General features: G+C 55.8%; 14 protein-coding genes. 6 read left to right on the top strand and 8 right to left on the bottom strand.

The genetic code is table 11. The annotated features are described in order from the left end of the window. Positions 1-171: 171 nt before the first annotated feature. Positions 172-1,167 carry an FAD:protein FMN transferase gene (locus RGW60_RS04040; protein ID WP_322202377.1) on the bottom strand — a complete coding sequence of 332 codons (996 nt, stop codon included), beginning with the start codon at positions 1,165-1,167 and terminating at the stop codon, positions 172-174. A 136-nt stretch (positions 1,168-1,303) separates the two neighbouring features. On the opposite strand from RGW60_RS04040, the gene RGW60_RS04035 reads away from it, so the two are divergent. Both RGW60_RS04035 and RGW60_RS04030 read left to right on the top strand, forming a co-directional pair. Further along, positions 1,304-1,864 carry a chalcone isomerase family protein gene (locus tag RGW60_RS04035; protein ID WP_322202375.1) on the top strand — a complete coding sequence of 187 codons (561 nt, stop codon included), beginning with the start codon at positions 1,304-1,306 and terminating at the stop codon, positions 1,862-1,864. A 135-nt stretch (positions 1,865-1,999) separates the two neighbouring features. After that, positions 2,000-3,295 carry an MFS transporter gene (locus tag RGW60_RS04030; RefSeq protein WP_322202373.1) on the top strand — a complete coding sequence of 432 codons (1,296 nt, stop codon included), beginning with the start codon at positions 2,000-2,002 and terminating at the stop codon, positions 3,293-3,295. A gap of 67 nt (positions 3,296-3,362) precedes the next feature. Here the strand turns inward: RGW60_RS04030 and RGW60_RS04025 are convergent, their stop codons facing one another. Further along, on the bottom strand, positions 3,363-4,826 hold the full coding sequence (locus tag RGW60_RS04025) for a glyceraldehyde-3-phosphate dehydrogenase (protein ID WP_322202371.1): 1,464 nt from the start codon (positions 4,824-4,826) through the stop codon (positions 3,363-3,365). 178 nt (positions 4,827-5,004) lie between these two features. Here RGW60_RS04025 and mfd point away from each other — a divergent pair, with 178 nt between their 5' ends. Together mfd and RGW60_RS04015 are read left to right on the top strand one after the other, a co-directional pair. Beyond that, entirely contained in the window at positions 5,005-8,457 is a 3,453-nt protein-coding gene (mfd, locus tag RGW60_RS04020; protein WP_322202369.1) for a transcription-repair coupling factor, read from the top strand. Positions 8,458-8,586: 129 nt separating this feature from the next. Next, positions 8,587-11,289, top strand: coding sequence for a DEAD/DEAH box helicase (locus RGW60_RS04015; protein WP_322202367.1), 2,703 nt, complete (start codon positions 8,587-8,589; stop codon positions 11,287-11,289). Positions 11,290-11,415: 126 nt separating this feature from the next. Here RGW60_RS04015 and RGW60_RS04010 read toward each other — a convergent pair whose 3' ends face one another. The 3 genes from RGW60_RS04010 to RGW60_RS04000 form a co-directional block, all read right to left on the bottom strand. Then, a complete protein-coding gene (locus tag RGW60_RS04010; protein WP_322202365.1) occupies positions 11,416-12,156 on the bottom strand; it encodes an S-methyl-5'-thioinosine phosphorylase in 741 nt (246 codons plus the stop codon). An 11-nt stretch (positions 12,157-12,167) separates the two neighbouring features. Beyond that, positions 12,168-13,166: a beta-N-acetylhexosaminidase gene (nagZ, locus tag RGW60_RS04005; RefSeq protein WP_322206836.1), complete on the bottom strand. Its 999-nt coding sequence runs from the start codon at positions 13,164-13,166 to the stop codon at positions 12,168-12,170. Between the two features lie 194 nt (positions 13,167-13,360). Continuing rightward, positions 13,361-14,065: a TetR/AcrR family transcriptional regulator gene (locus tag RGW60_RS04000; RefSeq protein WP_322202363.1), complete on the bottom strand. Its 705-nt coding sequence runs from the start codon at positions 14,063-14,065 to the stop codon at positions 13,361-13,363. Between the two features lie 286 nt (positions 14,066-14,351). On the opposite strand from RGW60_RS04000, the gene lexA reads away from it, so the two are divergent. Next, positions 14,352-14,960, top strand: coding sequence for a transcriptional repressor LexA (gene lexA / locus RGW60_RS03995; protein WP_322202361.1), 609 nt, complete (start codon positions 14,352-14,354; stop codon positions 14,958-14,960). Between the two features lie 10 nt (positions 14,961-14,970). Next, positions 14,971-15,444, top strand: a complete 474-nt coding sequence (sulA, locus tag RGW60_RS03990; RefSeq protein WP_322202359.1) for an SOS-induced cell division inhibitor SulA — start codon at positions 14,971-14,973, stop codon at positions 15,442-15,444. 27 nt (positions 15,445-15,471) lie between these two features. On the opposite strand, the gene RGW60_RS03985 is transcribed toward sulA, so the two are convergent. From RGW60_RS03985 to topA, 3 genes are all read right to left on the bottom strand, one after another. Continuing rightward, positions 15,472-15,705, bottom strand: a complete 234-nt coding sequence (locus RGW60_RS03985; protein WP_322202357.1) for a hypothetical protein — start codon at positions 15,703-15,705, stop codon at positions 15,472-15,474. A 72-nt stretch (positions 15,706-15,777) separates the two neighbouring features. Further along, on the bottom strand, positions 15,778-16,299 hold the full coding sequence (locus RGW60_RS03980; RefSeq protein ID WP_322202355.1) for a DUF6586 family protein: 522 nt from the start codon (positions 16,297-16,299) through the stop codon (positions 15,778-15,780). A gap of 159 nt (positions 16,300-16,458) precedes the next feature. Next, the gene (gene topA, locus RGW60_RS03975) at positions 16,459-19,071 is read right to left on the bottom strand and encodes a type I DNA topoisomerase (protein ID WP_322202353.1); all 2,613 of its coding nucleotides are present in this window, start codon (positions 19,069-19,071) and stop codon (positions 16,459-16,461) included. Between the last annotated feature and the right edge of the window lie 16 nt (positions 19,072-19,087).

Below are 19,087 nucleotides of genomic sequence, written 5' to 3'. Positions count from 1 at the left end.
ACGCCACTCTGGCGTCTTTGGCTAAATCAAGTCGCGGCCAGCGACATGAAAGATCAAAACCTGGGGCGCAGTTTAAACAAGCGCCGACGCCGCGAACATTAACCCTTGGTCGCGTCGTAGGCCAACGTTGTGTGCACTACATGCGCATCGAGTCGATAAAGCTGCGGTCAGCTACTGCAATTTACCGGGAAACAGCCTGTCAAATTCCGGGCTACTGCGGATGATAAAGCGGTTATCGGCTCGAATCACAAAAAAGGCGGCGATTTTATGCGTGTCGGCATAGACCCATCCACGCTCAGGGCCAAGGATCTCCAGCAATGTCGACAATCCGTCGGCCATTAACGTGGAGGGATCAATGACTGTGACCGATGCCAGTGCGTGCACAATCGGCGCCCCGGTCAACGCGTCGAAGGTATGGGAGTAACGCTTTGCGTCCTGTTCGAAATAGTTTCGATAGTCCCCGGAGGTGGAAACACCATAACCGTCCAGCTCGATAATTTGTTCGGGAACCTGCTGATCATCCCGCGGCACCTCAAGCGCCACACGCCACGATGACCCGTCGGTTTTTTTGCCGACTGCCTTTAACTCCCCAGTGGCCTCGGCCAAATAACTCTGTATACCCAGTGACTGTAAGCGGGCACTGATAAGGTCCACCGCATACCCGGCGGCAATACTATTGAAATCGACCTCAACTGGCGCGTCCTTACACAACCGATCACCGTCAATGGTTAGGTGAGCATGGCCTACACGCCGCAGCACCTGTGCCAATTGTTCCGGTGTTGGCACACGCTCGACCCGGGCTTGCGGCCCAAAGCCCCACAAATCGAGCAACGGTTCGACCGTCAGGTCGTAAGAGCCGCGGCTGTCAGTGGACAGCTGCTCACCGAATCGAACCAACTGCAAGACGCTTTCGGGCATCGGTTGGCAACTGTTGCCGGGCAGCTTATTGAACCGTTCAATGTCAGAGTCGGCACGGTAAGTCGACAATTGTCGATCAACTTCAGCCAGAATCGCATCGACCTGAGGCTGAACATCCTCTGCTCGCGGCCCACCAGAAGGCCTCACGTACTGCACTGAATAGCTGCTGCCCATGGTTGGGCCGGTGAAGCTTTCCTGACTATCACCCGAACCACATGAGGTCACGGCACTTATCAGCAGCAAAGACATCGAAACCCTTACCCACCAGCGGGAGATCTGAAGCGAAGTCAGTCGAATAGTCCAATTGAAACGCATTCATCACTCGCAAAGCCCGGAATTGGGCAACAATTGTCTTAGTCTGAAATCAAAAAGAGGCGCGGCCATTATGCGATATTTGCTTGTCTGCTTATTGCTGTTATTAAGCCCAATAGTCTCAGCCAGTTCTGCAGACCGACTCAAGGAGGCTGCTTTTCCTAATCAGTTGAGCGATCGAACGCCAGCGCTCATGCTAAAAGGTCAAGGCGTATTGACTTATCTTTGGGCAGACGTTTATGCCGCTGCCCTGTTCAATGAACCGTCGATCAGTGCTGCCCAAGCGTTCAGCGGACAACGCGCACAATGTCTTGAGCTGTATTACTTTCGAGCCATTGACCGCTCAGACATGATTAAGGCCGCAGATGCAACCTTGGCTCGTCAACAAAGTGAAGCCACCCTCACCCGACTGAAACCGGAATTAGATCAGTTGCACGCGAGCTTTCAGGACATTCAGCGCGGTGACCGGTACCTATTGAGCTTTCAACCCCAACGCGGCCTTAGCCTAGAGCGTAATGGCCAAGTGATTTTCAGAAGCGCAAACCCCGAGTTGGCACACGTCTATCTCGGCCTGTGGCTGGCCCCGGATGGATTGTCTAAGAGTCTGCGTAAAGCCCTGTTAAATCGGACTTAGCCCGAGGTTTTCAGTTGTCTTGACGACCTAATACACATATTGTTACATCCGGTGCTGCATGCAGGCAGGAAGCCAACGTGCCATAAAGAAAAAAATAAGGGATTCCAGCTACATAGCCTAAGTGAGTAATTTGAAATGTCCTCGAATACGGGCAAAGGCAAAGCGATTTTTCGCGTTGTCAGCGGCAATTTTCTGGAAATGTTCGACTTTATGGTTTACGGCTTTTATGCCACAGCCATTGCAAAGACCTTCTTTCCTACCGATAGCGCTTTTGCTTCGCTGATGCTGTCCCTAGCGACCTTTGGTGCTGGCTTTCTAATGCGGCCATTGGGCGCGATTTTCCTAGGCGCCTACATTGACCGTCACGGTCGCCGCAAAGGTCTGATCATTACGTTAGCGATGATGGCCATGGGCACGGTGCTTATCGCCTGCGTACCGGGTTACGCCACGCTCGGTGTCGCAGCGCCGCTGTTGGTGCTGTTCGGGCGTCTGTTACAAGGCTTCTCCGCCGGTGTAGAACTGGGAGGCGTTTCGGTTTACCTCGCAGAAATCTCCACGCCAGGCCGTAAAGGTTTCTTCGTTAGCTGGCAGTCGGCCAGCCAACAAGCTGCGGTTGTATTCGCCGCCCTGCTCGGTGTTGGTCTCAACCATTGGTTGAGCCCGGAGCAAATGGGTGATTGGGGCTGGCGCGTACCGTTCCTGATCGGCTGCATGATCGTTCCGGCGATCTTCATTATTCGTCGTTCGCTGGAAGAAACGCCTGAGTTCCAGGCCCGCAAACATCACCCAACCTTAGGCGAAATTATTCGTTCGATCGGCCAGAACTTTGGCTTGGTATTGGGTGGCACCGCGCTGGTGGTGATGACCACTGTGTCGTTCTACTTGATCACCGCTTACACACCGACCTTCGGTAAAACCGAGCTGCACCTGACCGACTTGGAAAGCTTGCTGGTCGCAGTATGTGTGGGTATCTCGAACTTCATCTGGCTGCCAGTCATGGGCTCGCTGTCTGACCGCATCGGCCGCAAACCGCTGCTGTTGGCCGCAACTATCTTGGCATTGCTCACGGCTTACCCTGCGCTTTCCTGGCTAGTGGCTCACCCTAGCTTTGAAAACCTTTTGATTGTTGAGTTGTGGTTGTCGTTCCTATACGGCTCGTACAACGGCGCCATGGTTGTAGCCCTCACCGAAATCATGCCAGCAGATGTACGGACAACCGGTTTCTCTCTGGCCTACAGCTTGGCAACAGCCACTTTCGGCGGCTTTACACCCTTGGCCTGTACCTACTTGATCCACGCACTGGACAACAAGGCAGCGCCTGGCATCTGGCTCAGCGGTGCAGCGCTTCTCGGGTTGATCGCAACGCTGGTACTGTTTCGCAAAGGCAAAAACCGACTGGAAGCGCCTCAGGCCATTCCTGCTAGCGCCTGATAGTAATTTTAAAAAGCTGTAATAAAAAATGCCCCGACTCAGTCAGGGCATTTATTACAAAAGCTACTTACTTCGGAAACGCTGGCGGGTTAACCCCGGCAATGTCTTCCATCACACGAACAACCTGGCAGCTGTAACCGAATTCGTTGTCGTACCAGACATACAGAACAACGCGGTTGTCGTTGCAGATTGTTGCCTCGGCATCGACAACACCGGCGTGACGTGAGCCGACGAAGTCGGTGGACACTACTTCCTGCGAATGAACGAAATCGATCTGCTTATGCAAATCGGAGTGCATTGCCATGTAGCGCAAGTACTCGTTGATTTCTTCACGGGTGGTGGGTTTCTCAAGGGTCAAGTTGAGAATCGCCATGGACACGTTAGGCGTCGGTACCCGGATCGCATTGCCGGTCAGCTTACCAGCCAGTTCAGGCAACGCCTTGGCAGCAGCGGTGGCAGCACCGGTTTCCGTGATGACCATGTTCAACGCAGCACTACGGCCGCGGCGATCGCCCTTGTGGAAGTTATCGATCAGGTTCTGGTCGTTGGTATAAGAATGAACCGTTTCAACGTGACCGTTCACGATGCCGAACTTGTCATTAACCGCTTTGAGCACCGGCACTATGGCATTGGTGGTGCAAGAAGCCGCCGAAATGATCAAGTCATCTGCGGTGATCTGGTCATGGTTAATGCCATGCACGATGTTCTTCAGCTTGCCTTTGCCAGGCGCAGTCAACACAACGCGGGCAATGCCGGGGCAGGTCAAGTGCTGGCCCAGACCTTCGGCATCGCGCCACACACCGGTGTTATCTACTAGCAAAGCGTTTTTGATGCCGTACTGGGTGTAATCCACGTCAGTCGGATTCTTGGCGTAGATTACCTGTATCAGGTTGCCGTTTGCAGTGATGGTATTGTTGGCTTCATCAATGGTAATGGTGCCATCGAACGGACCATGTACCGAGTCGCGACGCAGCAAGCTGGCACGCTTGATCAAATCATTGTCGGCGCCTTTACGCACAACAATCGCCCGCAAGCGCAAACCATCGCCGCCGCCGGTTTTTTCGATCAGTATCCGTGCCAAGAGGCGACCAATTCGGCCGAAACCGTACAACACAACATCGGTGCCTTTGCCCGAGGTAGCGCTTTGTTGACCCACTACATCAGCCAATTCGTCACGCACAAACTGTTCAGCGCTGCGGCCTTTGCCCTCAGCCTTGAACTTCACAGCCAGCTTGCCCAAGTCTACCGAAGCAGCACCCAGTTTTAGCTCGCTCATGGCTTTGAGCAGCGGGAACGTCTCATGCACGGACAACTCGACGCCATCGGCTTGCCGGTGACGAGCAAAACGATGTGCTTTAAGAATTGCGATGACTGAACGGTTGATCAGGCTGCGGCCATAAATCGAGCTCACCACATTATTATTGCGGTAGAGCTGACCGATGAGAGGGATCATTGCCTCGGCGAGGGCTTCACGATCGATCCATTCACCAAGACACTGGTCGGGCTTCTGAGTCACGGGAACCTTCCACATGTAGGGGCTGAAAAAAGGGACTACATTATGCCGCCGCCTTTGTTTATGAGCAATGCGTGACGTTGAGATCACACGGCACTACATAAATTCCATGCACGTAAAACGCTGAAAACTGACAGCACGCACCTTCGTTCGCTACAATCAACCGCCCTTTCGCAACGCTGGAGCTCAACCGTCCGTGCCCGTTCTGCGTATCCCGAAACTCCCTGCTGCGGCAGGCAAACAACACTGGGGAAATTTGCCCGGTGCTGCCCTCAGTCTGGCCATTGCCGAAGCTGCCAGCGCTGCCAAGCGTTTTACGCTGCTGCTAACCGCTGACAGCCAAAGCGCCGAGCGTCTTGAGCAAGAACTCGGCTTTTTTGCGCCAGACTTGCCCGTACTGCACTTTCCAGACTGGGAAACCCTGCCCTACGACCTGTTTTCGCCGCACCAGGACATTATCTCCCAGCGCATCGCCAGCCTTTACCGGCTGCCAGAACTGGCGCACGGCGTGCTGGTGGTTCCCATCACTACCGCTCTGCACCGACTGGCCCCGACCAAGTTTTTGCTCGGCAGCAGCCTGGTGCTGGACATCGGCCAAAAGCTCGACGTCGAGCAAATGCGCATCCGCCTTGAAGCCAGTGGCTATCGTTGCGTGGATACGGTGTACGAGCACGGTGAGTTTGCCGTCCGTGGCGCGTTGATCGATCTGTTTCCCATGGGCAGCAAACTGCCGTACCGGATCGATCTGTTCGACGACGAAATCGAAACCTTGCGCACGTTCGACCCGGAAACCCAGCGTTCCATCGACAAGGTGCAGTCAGTTCGGCTGCTGCCTGCGCGCGAGTTTCCGCTGCAAAAAGATGCCGTTACTCGTTTCAAGGCTCGGTTTCGCGAGCGCTTCGATGTGGATTTTCGCAAGTGCCCGATCTTCCAAGACCTGAGCAGCGGAATCACGCCGGCCGGGATCGAGTACTACCTGCCGCTGTTCTTCGATGAAACCTCGACCCTGTTCGATTACCTGCCCCAAGACACCCAGGTGTTCTCGCTGCCCGGCATTGAACAAGCGGCCGAGAACTTCTGGGGTGATGTGCGCAACCGCTATGAAGAGCGCAAAGTCGATCCTGAACGGCCGTTGCTGCCGCCCAGCGAATTATTTCTCCCCGTGGAAGACTGTTTCGCCCGCCTGAAAAGCTGGCCACGGATAGTCGCCAGCCAACAAGACGTCGAAACCGGCATCGGCCGTGAACGGTTCCCGGTTCTGCCGCTGCCGGATCTGGCCATCGAATCCAAGGCCACCCAACCACTGGCCGCGCTATCAAAGTTTCTCGACGAGTTTCCGGGGCGCGTATTGTTTACCGCCGAGTCTGCCGGGCGCCGCGAAGTGTTGCTGGAGCTACTGGAGCGCCTGAAGCTGCGGCCAAAAACCGTCGACGGCTGGACGGACTTCACAGAAGGCAAAGATCGCCTGTCGATCACCATTGGGCCGTTGGACGAAGGCCTTATCCTGGAGCAGCCAGCCCTTGCGCTGATCGCAGAAAGCCCGCTGTTCGGCCAACGCGTCATGCAACGTCGGCGTCGGGAGAAGCGCACCGACGGCGGCAACAATGACGCGGTGATCAAGAACCTCACCGAACTGCGTGAAGGTGCCCCTGTGGTGCATATCGACCACGGTGTGGGCCGCTATCTGGGGTTAGCGACGCTGGAAGTCGAAAACCAGGTGGCCGAGTTCCTGATGCTGGCATACGCCGAAGAGGCGAAATTATATGTGCCAGTAGCCAACTTGCACTTAATCGCACGATACACCGGCAGCGATGACGCCTTGGCGCCGCTGCATCGGTTGGGCTCCGAAACCTGGCAGAAAGCCAAGCGTAAGGCCGCCGAACAGGTTCGCGATGTCGCGGCGGAGCTGCTCGACATTTATGCCCGTCGCGCCGCCCGTGAGGGTTATGCTTTCGCTGACCCCAAAGCCGACTACGCGACCTTCAGCGCAGGTTTTCCGTTTGAAGAAACCCCGGATCAGCAAACCACCATCGACGCCGTGCGCGCTGACATGCTCGCGCCCAAGCCGATGGACCGCCTTGTATGCGGCGACGTGGGTTTCGGCAAAACCGAAGTGGCCATGCGCGCGGCGTTCATCGCCGTGCACGGTGGTCGCCAAGTTGCCATTCTGGTCCCGACCACCCTCCTCGCTCAGCAACACTACAACAGCTTTCGGGATCGCTTTGCCGATTGGCCGGTGAGCGTCGAAGTCATGAGCCGCTTCAAGTCCACCAAAGAGATCAATGCCGCCGTGGCGGACTTGGCTGAAGGCAAAATCGACATTGTGATTGGCACGCACAAGCTGCTGCAAGACGACGTGAAGATAAAGAACCTTGGGCTGGTAATCATCGACGAAGAACACCGTTTCGGGGTACGCCAGAAGGAACAGCTCAAGGCCCTGCGCAGTGAAGTCGATATCCTGACCCTGACCGCAACACCGATTCCGCGAACGCTGAACATGGCCGTGTCGGGGATGCGCGACTTGTCGATCATCGCCACTCCGCCGGCGCGTCGTTTGTCGGTCCGTACCTTCGTCATGGAGAACAACAAAAGTACAGTCAAAGAAGCCCTGCTCCGTGAACTGCTGCGTGGCGGACAGGTTTACTACCTGCACAATGACGTCAAAACCATCGAGAAATGCGCTGCGGACTTGGCTGAGCTGGTGCCGGAAGCGCGCATCGGCATCGGTCACGGGCAGATGCGTGAACGCGATCTCGAACAGGTGATGAGCGATTTCTACCATAAGCGTTTCAACGTGCTGATCGCCTCGACCATCATCGAGACCGGGATCGACGTACCAAGCGCCAACACCATCATCATCGAACGAGCTGACAAGTTTGGCTTGGCACAATTACACCAATTGCGCGGCCGGGTGGGGCGCAGTCACCACCAAGCGTATGCCTATCTGTTGACGCCGCCTCGCGCACAAATCACCCCAGACGCCGAGAAGCGTCTGGAAGCGATTGCCAACACCCAAGACCTTGGAGCGGGCTTCGTGCTCGCCACCAATGACCTGGAAATCCGTGGCGCCGGCGAACTATTGGGCGATGGTCAGAGCGGGCAAATTCAGGCTGTGGGCTTCACCCTGTACATGGAAATGCTCGAGCGCGCGGTCAAGGCCATTCGTAAGGGCGAACAACCGAACCTAGACCAGCCTTTGGGCGGCGGCCCGGAAATCAACCTGCGATTGCCGGCATTAATCCCCGAGGCGTACCTGCCCGACGTACATACACGCCTGATCCTCTACAAGCGCATTGCCAACGCCGCCGACGAAGAAGGTCTCAAGGATTTGCAGGTCGAGATGATTGATCGCTTCGGCCTGCTGCCCGAGCCGACCAAAAATCTGGTACGCCTAACGCTGCTAAAGCTGCAAGCCGAGCAATTGGGTATCAAGAAAGTCGACGCCGGTCCTCAAGGTGGGCGTATTGAGTTCAGCGCCAGTACCCAGGTTGATCCCCTGGTACTGATCAAGCTGATTCAGGGCCAGCCCAATCGCTACAAGTTCGAAGGCGCCACGCTGTTCAAATTCATGGTGCCCATGGAACGTCCGGAGGAGCGTTTTAACACGCTGGAAGCTCTGTTCGAACGTCTTGCGCCGAAAAAAGCCTGAATCGTTAAAAGCGCTCCACTTGCACCGCACGCACGGCCATACTGGTCGACGTTTATCACAAAGCACTCAAGGGGCGCACTGCGCCCCTTGCCTTTTGAGCACCGCTGCGGCGTAGGGCTGTATTGAACTGTGTCGTCAATTCTTGAAAGAGTTTTAGCCTCTTCGTGGGCAGATGGTTTCAAAGCTCAAAGCCTTGAGCGAGGGCGCGACTATGCCCGGCAACAACGCATCATGTTGCACCACCTGAGCGGGGAGTTAGTCCAGACGCTATGCCGAGGCTCAAGCCTGGAAATCTACACCCAAACTCTCAAGCTCAAAGACCCGGAGAAATACAGCCAGTTCGTGGTCGCCAAATGCACCTGCCCAGTACGTAACAACTGTAAGCACTGCGCCGCCGCTTTGTTTTTCCTGCAAGCCCCGGAAAATCAGCCATCGATCCTTGCTGCGCTCGACATAGCCAACCCCACGCCTGATCTCGCTCCCCCCGTAAAACAAAAACCGGCGCTGCCCGAACGCACAATCGACTACTTTCCACGTCCACGGCTGACAGTTGCCAGTGTCGAGTACAGTGCCTACGAACCACGTAACGGCCGTATGCAACGGCACCTCCAGCACCGCGCGGCCTTGGCTTTTGGCTATGGTCCTTACTATGCGGCGGGCAAACCCGTCGATATGGTTTTGCACGAGCAAACCGAGACCCTGCGCCTCCATCGCCACGCCGATGAGGAAAAACGCTGCTACGAGGCGATGCACGACTGTGGCTTTAAGCTGGCGACTCGGCAAAGCAAGGCGCTACCCGACAGCGCCGGGGACATGTTCGAACTGCCGAACGATAAAGCCTGGCTGCACTTCATGACCCACCAATTGCCGCTATTGCGCGAACAGGGCTGGGAAATTGATATTTATGATGATTTCAGTTTCGACGTCACACCCGTCGAAGACTGGTATGCGGTCATTCAGGAGAAACCGGAACACGACTGGTTCGACCTGGAACTGGGGATTGTCGTCAACGGCGAACGCCTGAGTTTACTGCCGATTCTGATCAACTTGCTGCGCACTCACCCTGAATTGATGAGCGCCAGCGGGATTACCAAACGCCGCGACGACGAACAGCTTCTGGTGCAGCTCAATCACTTCACGCAAAAAGGTGGCGAACCGATTCAAGTGGCGCTGCCCTATGGCCGACTGAAACCGGTGTTAGCAGCCTTGGGCGACTTCTATTGGCACGACGATGGCAATAATGCGCTTCGCCTGAACACTGCCGACGCTACCCGTCTGACGGCACTGGACAACTTGCCGCTGATTTGGGAAGGCGGCGAACGCTTGCGTCGCTTCGCCGAGCGCTTGGCCAACATTAAAAATTTCTCGGTCGGTATACCCGAGCGCTTGAATGCGACGTTGCGACCCTATCAGCACGAGGGCTTGAGCTGGATGCAATCGCTGCGCGAGCTGGAAGTCGGCGGCATTCTAGCTGACGACATGGGCCTGGGAAAAACCCTGCAAACCTTGGCTCACCTGCTTATAGAGAAACAGGCGGGTCGCATGGACCGCCCTTCGCTGGCGGTAATGCCCACTAGCTTGATTCCAAATTGGATGGACGAAGCCGAACGCTTTACCCCGGAACTGAAAGTCTTGGCGCTGCATGGTGCAGGTAGAAAACGCAATTTTACAAACCTGCACGAATACGACCTGATTTTGACTACCTATGCGCTGCTGCCACGGGACGTTGAGTTGCTGGCGCTACAACCGCTGCACGTGCTGATACTGGACGAAGCGCAGTACATCAAAAACCCCCGCAGCAAGGCCGCTCATGCTGCGTGCAGTTTGAATGCCCGGCAACGGCTGTGCCTGAGTGGTACGCCACTGGAAAACCACTTGGGCGAGCTGTGGTCGCTGTTTCACTTTTTGATGCCGGGCTGGCTGGGTGACAACAAACACTTCAATAGCAACTACCGCAAAGCCATTGAAAAAGACGGCAGCGAGTTACGTTTGCAGCATCTGAATGCCCGAATCAAGCCGTTCTTGCTGCGCCGGACTAAAGAGCAAGTGGCCACCGAACTGCCCCCGAAAACCGAAATAGTGCATTGGGTTGAGCTCAATGACACTCAACGTGATGTGTACGAAACCGTGCGGCTGGCCATGGATAAAAAGGTTCGCGAGGAGATAGGTCGCAAAGGCATGGCGGGCAGCCAGATCATTATTCTTGAAGCCTTGCTGAAATTGCGCCAAGTGTGTTGCGATCTGCGCTTAGTCAACAGCGCCCCTGCCATCGGGCGCCATGGCAGCTCGGCCAAACTTCACAGCCTGATGGAGATGTTCGAAGAATTGTTGGCCGAGGGGCGAAAGATCCTGCTGTTTTCCCAATTCACTTCAATGCTAGCGTTGATTGAAGCGGAGCTGAACCAACGGGGCATCGAATACGTGCTGCTTACCGGCCAAACCCGCGACCGCCGTGCGCCGGTGCAGGACTTTCAGAGCGGTAAGGTACCGGTGTTTCTGATCAGCCTGAAAGCAGGCGGTACCGGCCTGAACCTGACCGCCGCCGACACCGTGATTCATTATGACCCGTGGTGGAACCCGGCAGCGGAAAACCAAGCCACCGACCGTGCGTATCGCATCGGTCAGGACAAACCCGTATTCGTCTATAAGATGATTGCGCGAGGCACCGTCGAAGAGAAAATCCAGCGCTTGCAGCAAGAAAAATCAGCGCTGGCATCCGGTGTACTTGATGGCCGAACAGCTGGAGACTGGCGACTTGAGAGCGAAGACATCAATGCTTTGTTTGCCCCGCTGCCTATACCGTCGCCGAAGCCGAAAAAGGTCAGGCCGTGAGCTAAATAATCTGGAGCCGACGTGTTGGGGTTCAGAAAAATCCGCAGGCCGAATACATCGGGAAGGGCGTCGCTCGGTGCATCAGTGAATCGCAATCACATTGGTTCATCCAGAAAGCCGCCGCGCTCAATCAGCCGTCAGCACCCTGGCCAAGGTTGCTTTAACCTTGCCCATTCCGTCGTGCAAAGCCTGTTCGATTTCCGCCATGGTAATCACCGCCGACGACTTCCCGGCAGCAGGATTAACCACCAATGCCAAACACGCGTAGGCCAGGTCGATCTCACGCGCCAATGCAGCTTCAGGCATACCGGTCATCCCGACGATATCGCACCCGTCACGCTCCAGACGAACGATCTCCGCCACGGTTTCCAGGCGTGGACCCTGAGTGCAGGCGTATACACCCTGGTCGCTGTGGTCGCACCCTTCAGCGGCCAGCGCAGCAATCAGTCTAGCGCGCAGTTCTTCGCTATAGGGATAGCTGAAGTCGATGTGGGTTACGTGTTCCAGGTCGTCGGCGAAGTACGTGTGTTCACGGCCGCCGGTGTAGTCAATCAACTGGTGTGGCACGCAAAAGTGGCCAGTGCCCATTGCCGGATGAATCCCGCCAACCGCATTCACCGCCAGAATCGCTTCGGCCCCGGCCTGCTTCAATGCCCAGAGATTGGCGCGGTAGTTCACTTGATGCGGTGGAAAGCGATGGGGATGACCGTGTCTGGCTAGAAATAATACTTCGCGCCCGGCGTATTCACCGACCTGAATCTCGCCAGAAGGCGCGCCGTAGGGCGTATTCATGGGTAACGATTGACGGATGTTCAGCCCTTCCAGTTGAGTCAGTCCGGTACCGCCGATAATCGCGTAAACAGTCATGGCAAAATCCTTTAATCAATCAGTTGGGCGGCACGCAACGCTTCAAGCGCTGCCAGCCAGCGCGGGTGCTGACGGTATTCAGTGGTGGCGTAAGCCTGCCCGCGCATCCGCGCGATACGCAGCGACGGTGCGACCTTCATCCGCTGCAGCGCGCTAAGGGCCAGCTCAGCGGCACCGCGATCATTACACACCAGGCCCATGTCACAGCCGGCCGAAAGCGCCGCCTCGATACGGCTTGCCGCATCCCCGACCACATGCGCACCCGCCATCGAAAGGTCGTCGCTAAAAATCACACCGTCGAATTTCAATTCACCACGTAAGATGTCTTGCAGCCAACGGCGGGAAAAGCCCGCGGGCTGCGAATCGACCTGTGGGTAAATCACGTGGGCCGGCATCACTGCCGCCAGTTGCTTGCTTAGCCTGGCGAACGGCACAAGGTCGTTGGCGCGAATATCATCCAAACTGCGCTCGTCAGTCGGCATTGCGACATGCGAATCAGCTTCTGCCCAACCATGACCAGGGAAATGCTTACCAGTTGCGGCCATGCCGGCCGCATTCATTCCTCGAATAAAAGCCCCTGCCAACAGAGCTGCGCGCTCAGGATCACCGTCAAATGCCCGGCTACCCACTACCGCACTACGCTGATAATCCAGGTCCAACACTGGCGCAAAACTCAGGTCCAGGCCTACCGCTAAAACTTCGGTGGCCATCACCCAACCGCAGTGTTCGGCCAGCGTTGTGGCGTTCGGGTTGTCGGCAATGGCCCGCATCGCTGGCAAGCGGATAAAGCCCTGACGCAACCGCTGCACGCGACCGCCTTCTTGATCCACCGCAATCAACACGTCAGGTCGAATGGCACGAATTGCAGCGCTAAGCTCGCGGACTTGCCGAGGATGCTCGATATTGCGCGCAAAAATGATCACACCACCGACTTCGGGCTGACGCAGTAGCTGGCGATCTTCGGCGGTCAACCACGTACCGGCGACATCGACCATCAACGAGCCTTGCAGGCCTGAACTCATCATGAAATTCCTTAACTCATACAGCCAAACCCTACAAAGGCGTGGCATCAGGCACAGTGCACACGGCCAGACGCGCAACCCATGAGGACAAACGGGTTGGCGAGGGAGACACGAATAAACCGAAGGGTACGCATAGGCGGCTAGCTTAGCGGATGAACGCTGTCGCGCCCACCCGACTGCGGCTAAACCTTGGCGGCAGCCGGACTTTTGCTGCGAGGCTTGAGCTGTGCTGAAACCATGGCATCGTCGGTAACGCCGGTCTCGGCGCGCATGCCGGCCGCAAGGAAAGGCACCATTAAGCGCATCACCTGCTCAATCGACGTATTCACGCCGAAATCAGTCTCCGCGATAGCGCGCAACGCCTTGATCCCGGACATGCTAAACGCGGCTGCTCCGAGCATAAAATGTACACGCCAGAATAATTCTATCGGGGGAATACGCGGCGCGGCGTCATTGACCAACAGCATGTAGCGCCGAAAGACTTTGCCGTACATGTCTTCGAGGTAGCGCCGCAGATGGCCTTGGCTCTGGCTAAAAGCGAGGCCCAGCAGACGCATAAATATCGAAAGATCGTTGTTGCTACGAGGCTGGACTGCCAAAGCTTGCTCTACAAGAATTTCCAGCAGCTCTTCCAGTGTGGGTTTGTGATCGGGCTTGGTGTAACGGCGCTCAAGCTCACGATCCAGGCTGATGCAGAAAGGTCCGAGAAAGCGAGAGAATACTGCTTGAATCAAGGCCTTTTTTGACCCGAAGTGGTAATTCACCGCCGCCAAATTGACCGATGCTTTACTGGTAATCAACCGCAGCGACGTTTCCGCGAAACCTTTCTCCGCAAACAACTGCTCAGCAGCATCCAGGATGCGTTCTACTGTTTCCGACTGGGCCATGATCTTCGCCTGACAAACACTTGTTTGAAACATACGTTTCAAGCGGGTTGTTTGTCAACCCTGTGCATTCATTTTCTGGCTGGGCAGTCACGCTGGCATTTAACCCTACAACAATGCGTAAAGATCTTACAAACCAGGGCCTGAGAACCTGCCGGGACAAGCGATCGCGTCGAGTCTTTGTCAGGTCGGTAGAGACCGTCCAGCGGTCCGGATACAAAGGACGATTGCCAAGACGTAATCACTGTATATAATCCCAGTCACTGTATAAAAAGCCAGAGCGATCAACATGCTGAAACTGACGCCACGCCAAGCCGAAATTCTGGGTTTCATCAAACGCTGCCTTGAAGACAACGGCTATCCACCGACCCGAGCAGAAATCGCTCAAGAGCTCGGTTTTAAATCTCCCAACGCCGCTGAAGAGCACCTTAAGGCGTTAGCGCGCAAGGGCGCTATCGAGATGACCCCTGGCGCCTCCCGGGGTATTCGAATTCCGGGATTTGAAGCCAAATCCGAAGAAAGCAGCCTGCCAATCATTGGTCGAGTCGCTGCGGGCGCCCCGATACTTGCGCAGCAACATATTGAAGAGTCCTGCAATATCAACCCGGCTTTCTTCCATCCCGCTGCCGACTATCTGTTACGTGTCCACGGCATGAGCATGAAAGACGTCGGCATTCTCGACGGTGACCTGATTGCCGTACACACCTGTCGCGAAGCTCGCAACGGGCAGATCGTGGTCGCTCGGATCGGTGACGAAGTAACGGTAAAACGTTTCAAGCGTGAAGGCAGCAAAGTCTGGCTGATCGCGGAAAACCCTGACTTCGCCCCTATAGAAGTGAACCTTAAAGATCAGGATCTGGTTATCGAAGGCTTGAGCGTCGGCGTCATTCGCCGCTAAAGGAGATTTTATGCAGTTCCACCAAACCCCACAGCATGCTCAATTACCACTGTTCGAGGCATTTATGGCACAGCCCATCGCCCCGCTACTTACAGACGTGGTCGAAACGCCCTGGAATTCAGCGCCAGAAGTTTTTAGTGAATTGTCGTTGCGCGGCGCGGCCGGAAATTGTCTAAATCTTTTGGCGCCGATTCTGCGCGAGCTGAGTCAGGATCAAGATGCGCGATGGCTAACGTTGATCGCACCGCCGTCGAGCCTGACTCAAGCCTGGCTGCGTGACGCGGGATTAAACCGGGAGCGAATTCTATTGCTTCAACCGCGCGGCGTTCAAAGCGCACTGGAGTTAACCTGCGAAGCCCTGCGATTGGGCCGCAGTCATACAGTGGTGAGCTGGATCAATCCGATCAATGGCATAGGGCGTGAACAATTGATCAGCGCGGCAAGGACCGGTGACGCCCAAAGCTTGAATATTCGCCTGGGCTGATTTATCAGCCCACGACCACCCGACAATTCAGTGGAGAATTCGCGGGCCATTGTGCTTATCAATATCACCTTCCGCGAGACGTCCAGCCATTTGCACGCCAACACTCAGCATCGCTTTAGCAATTTCTACGTGCTGGCCCTGCAGGAATACTTTGGCGTCTGCAGAGAAATCCAACGTAACCAAAGACCCTTCGTCTTCGGCGCGGCGCAATTCAATACGTCCGTCAGGCAACTCGACAATTTCTAAAAAAGACGTTGGCATAGCGATCTGCTTCCCCGCAAAAAGTCGATATTGTACCAGCCCATCCGACTCAACCCCTAGCCCATCGATCATTCAGCACTCACTGAGCCCTTCTCGAAATCGAACCGTCAGTCCCTTTAGCTGCTGACGCCAGTCTTCCATTTCCGTGCGAGTCAAAGCCGGGGCAGGCTCGTCCCCTAGGCTGATAGCAATGATTGACGGTTGAGTAACATCACCCTTAGGTTTCTTCGGTGCGCGCGGCGGCTGGAACAGTGCGTTATAGGCGGCCAACAGCTGTGCCAGCCAGGTTTGCGAATGCTCAGCCAATTCGATCAGTTCGGCCATTTCGGGAATCGCAACAGCGCTTAATACGTCCTGCGTCAGCAACATTTCTGCCCGGGGCGCACCGGCTTGGGGTAAGCGATAGAAACCTGCGATCTCATGACACAGGCCCAGCAATGCACCGTACAAATGAAACAACGCACATTCGCGCTCGGACTGGATTAGCGCCTGTGCGTTCATGGCCCGGCTGTCTTCAGCTTTGCCAAGCGCTTCCAGGGCAAGCCCGGCGAAATAGATTTTCTGGTTGGTGCGGGTATAAAGCTCATGGGCCATGGCGCGACTCTCCATAACAAACAGTTTTAGCCATCAAAAACAATTTTAGAACAGCTGGACTTAAAGCAAATCTGGCTCGCGCAACACGCATTTTGCGCGTCGGGCGAGCCAGCATCCGACAACCGAAAAGCACCCAACCCGAAGGTCAGGCGCACATCATCAACGTTTGTCTTCGACCTTCCAGGCGTTGCCGTCGTAGAACGCACGCCAGCCTGTCGGCTTGCCTTCCACTTCAGTCTGCACATATTGCTCTTTGGTTTTGCGGCTGTAACGTATCACCGCAGGGTGCCCGTCCGGATCCTTCTTCGGTGCGTCGCAGAGGAAGTGATACTTGGGGTCGATTTCGTCCCGGTGAGGAACAATCTCGATCACCAGTGGCGCACGGGTCTCGCGATTTTTCGGGAATTGACTGGCAGCCAGAAACAAACCTGAAGCACCATCACGCAAGATATAGGTGTCGGTAACTTTCTCGCACTTCAACTCGGGCATCTTCACCGGGTCCATCTTGGGCCCCGCCGCTTCCCCGCTTTTCAGCAGTTTGCGCGTGTTTTTGCACTCTGCATTGGTGCAACCGAAGAACTTGCCGAAACGTCCGGTCTTTAGCTGCATCTCACTGCCGCACTTGTCACATTCCAGGCTTGGGCCTTCATAGCCCTTGATCCGGTAAGTGCCTTCTTCAACCTCATAACCCACGCAGTCAGGGTTATTGCCGCAGATGTGCAGCTTTCGCTTTTCATCCAGCAGATAGGCGTCCATTGCCGTGTTGCAAATGTGGCAACGGTGCTTACCACGTAATACCCGAGACTCAGACTCGCCTTCATCGTCCTCGGCAATTTCGTCACCTGGCGTCAGGTTAACCGTTGCCTTGCAGCGCTCTTTCGGCGGCAGGCTGTAACCAGAGCAACCCAGGAACACACCGGTGGAGGCGGTACGAATCTGCATCGGACGACCACACACTTTACAAGCGATATCTGTCATCACCGGTTGGTTGGCGCGCATGCCGCTATCCGCAGCCTCGGCTACTTCGAGTTTTTTCTTGAAGTCGCCGTAGAATTCGTCGAGGACATTTTTCCAATCACGCTGACCTTTAGCGACGTCATCAAGGTTCCCCTCCATGCCGGCAGTGAAACCATAATCCATAAGATCGGAGAAGCTCTCAGACAAGCGCCCAGTAACGATGTCGCCCATTTTTTCGGAGTAGAAACGGCGGTTATGAAGCGCTACGTAGCCGCGATCCTGGATAGTGGAAATGATCGCAGCATAGGTCGATGGTCGGCCGATCCCGCGCTTTTCCATCTCTTTGACCAAGCTCGCTTCGGAGTAACGCGCAGGCGGTTTTGTGAAGTGTTGAGTCGGGTCAAGCTGGTTCAACTTGAGCGTATCGCCCTGCCCCATATCCGGCAACACGTCGTCGTCGCCCGGCTTGGCCATCTGCGGCAGAACGCGAGTGTAACCATCAAACTTTAGGATACGACCTTTGGCGCGCAGTTCGAAGGTCCCGGCAGCGACACTGACGGTGGTCGACAGGTATTGCGCCGGTGGCATTTGACAGGCTACGAATTGGCGCCAGATAAGTTCATAGAGCCGCTCAGCGTCGCGCTCCATCCCCGTAAGCTTGCTCGGATGGGTATTGACGTCTGAAGGACGAATCGCTTCGTGAGCCTCCTGTGCGCCTTCTTTGCTGCTGTAGACGTTAGGCGCTTCAGGCAGGTACTTCTTGCCGAACTCGGTTTCGATATAGGCACGTGCCATGGTCACCGCATCAACCGATAGATTGGTCGAGTCAGTACGCATGTAGGTGATGTAGCCAGCTTCGTACAAACGCTGAGCCATCATCATGGTTTTTTTCACGCCGTAGCCCAAGCGGTTACTGGCAGCCTGTTGCAACGTGGAGGTGATAAACGGCGCCGATGGCTTGCTGCTGGTGGGCTTGTCTTCGCGCTTGACGATGCTGTAGCTGGACGCTTTGAGCTTCTCAAGCGCGGCCATAGCCGTGGTTTCGTTTAGCGGCTTGAACGCCTCGCCGCTTTCACGGGCGACTTCGAAACGTACGTTTGCGCCCTTGGCAGTGCCGAGGTCTGCGTGGATTTCCCAATATTCTTCAGGGTTAAACGCTCGGATCTCCCGTTCGCGCTCAACCACTAACTTAACCGCAACCGACTGGACGCGACCTGCTGATAGACCACGGGCAACTTTCTGCCAGAGCAGCGGCGAAACCATGTACCCCACCACGCGGTCGAGGAATCGACGAGCCTGTTGAGCGTTGACCCGATCAATGTCCAACTCACCCGGCTTGGAAAAAGCTTCCTGAATCGCTTTCTTAGTGATCTCGTTGAACACCACGCGCTTGTAGCGGCTGTCATCACCACCAATGGCTTCGCGCAGGTGCCATGCAATGGCTTCCCCCTCGCGGTCCAAGTCGGTTGCGAGATAGATGATGTCAGCATCTTTGGCGAGCCGGCGCAGCTCTTCGATCACCTTCTCTTTACCGGGAAGGATCTCGTACTTGGCTTTCCAGCCGTGATCAGGATCGACACCCATCCGCGACACAAGCTGGCGCTTTGCCTTTTCTTTCGGCGTCAGAACCGGTCCCTCGCCCGCAACAGCCTTGCCGCGCTTGGCAGCAGGCTCTTTGCTGGCGCTAGCCGAACCGCTGGTGGGCAAGTCTCGGATATGGCCGATACTCGACTTCACCACGTACTGGTTACCCAAGTACTTGTTGATGGTCTTGGCCTTAGCCGGGGATTCCACGATGACCAGCGATTTGCCCATGGATCAGAAAATTCCT

This window comes from Pseudomonas sp. AB6 (assembly GCF_034314105.1).
Taxonomy (GTDB): domain Bacteria; phylum Pseudomonadota; class Gammaproteobacteria; order Pseudomonadales; family Pseudomonadaceae; genus Aquipseudomonas.
Note: the sequence above shows the minus strand (reverse complement) of the source record. Positions and strands in the feature narration are given on the sequence as shown.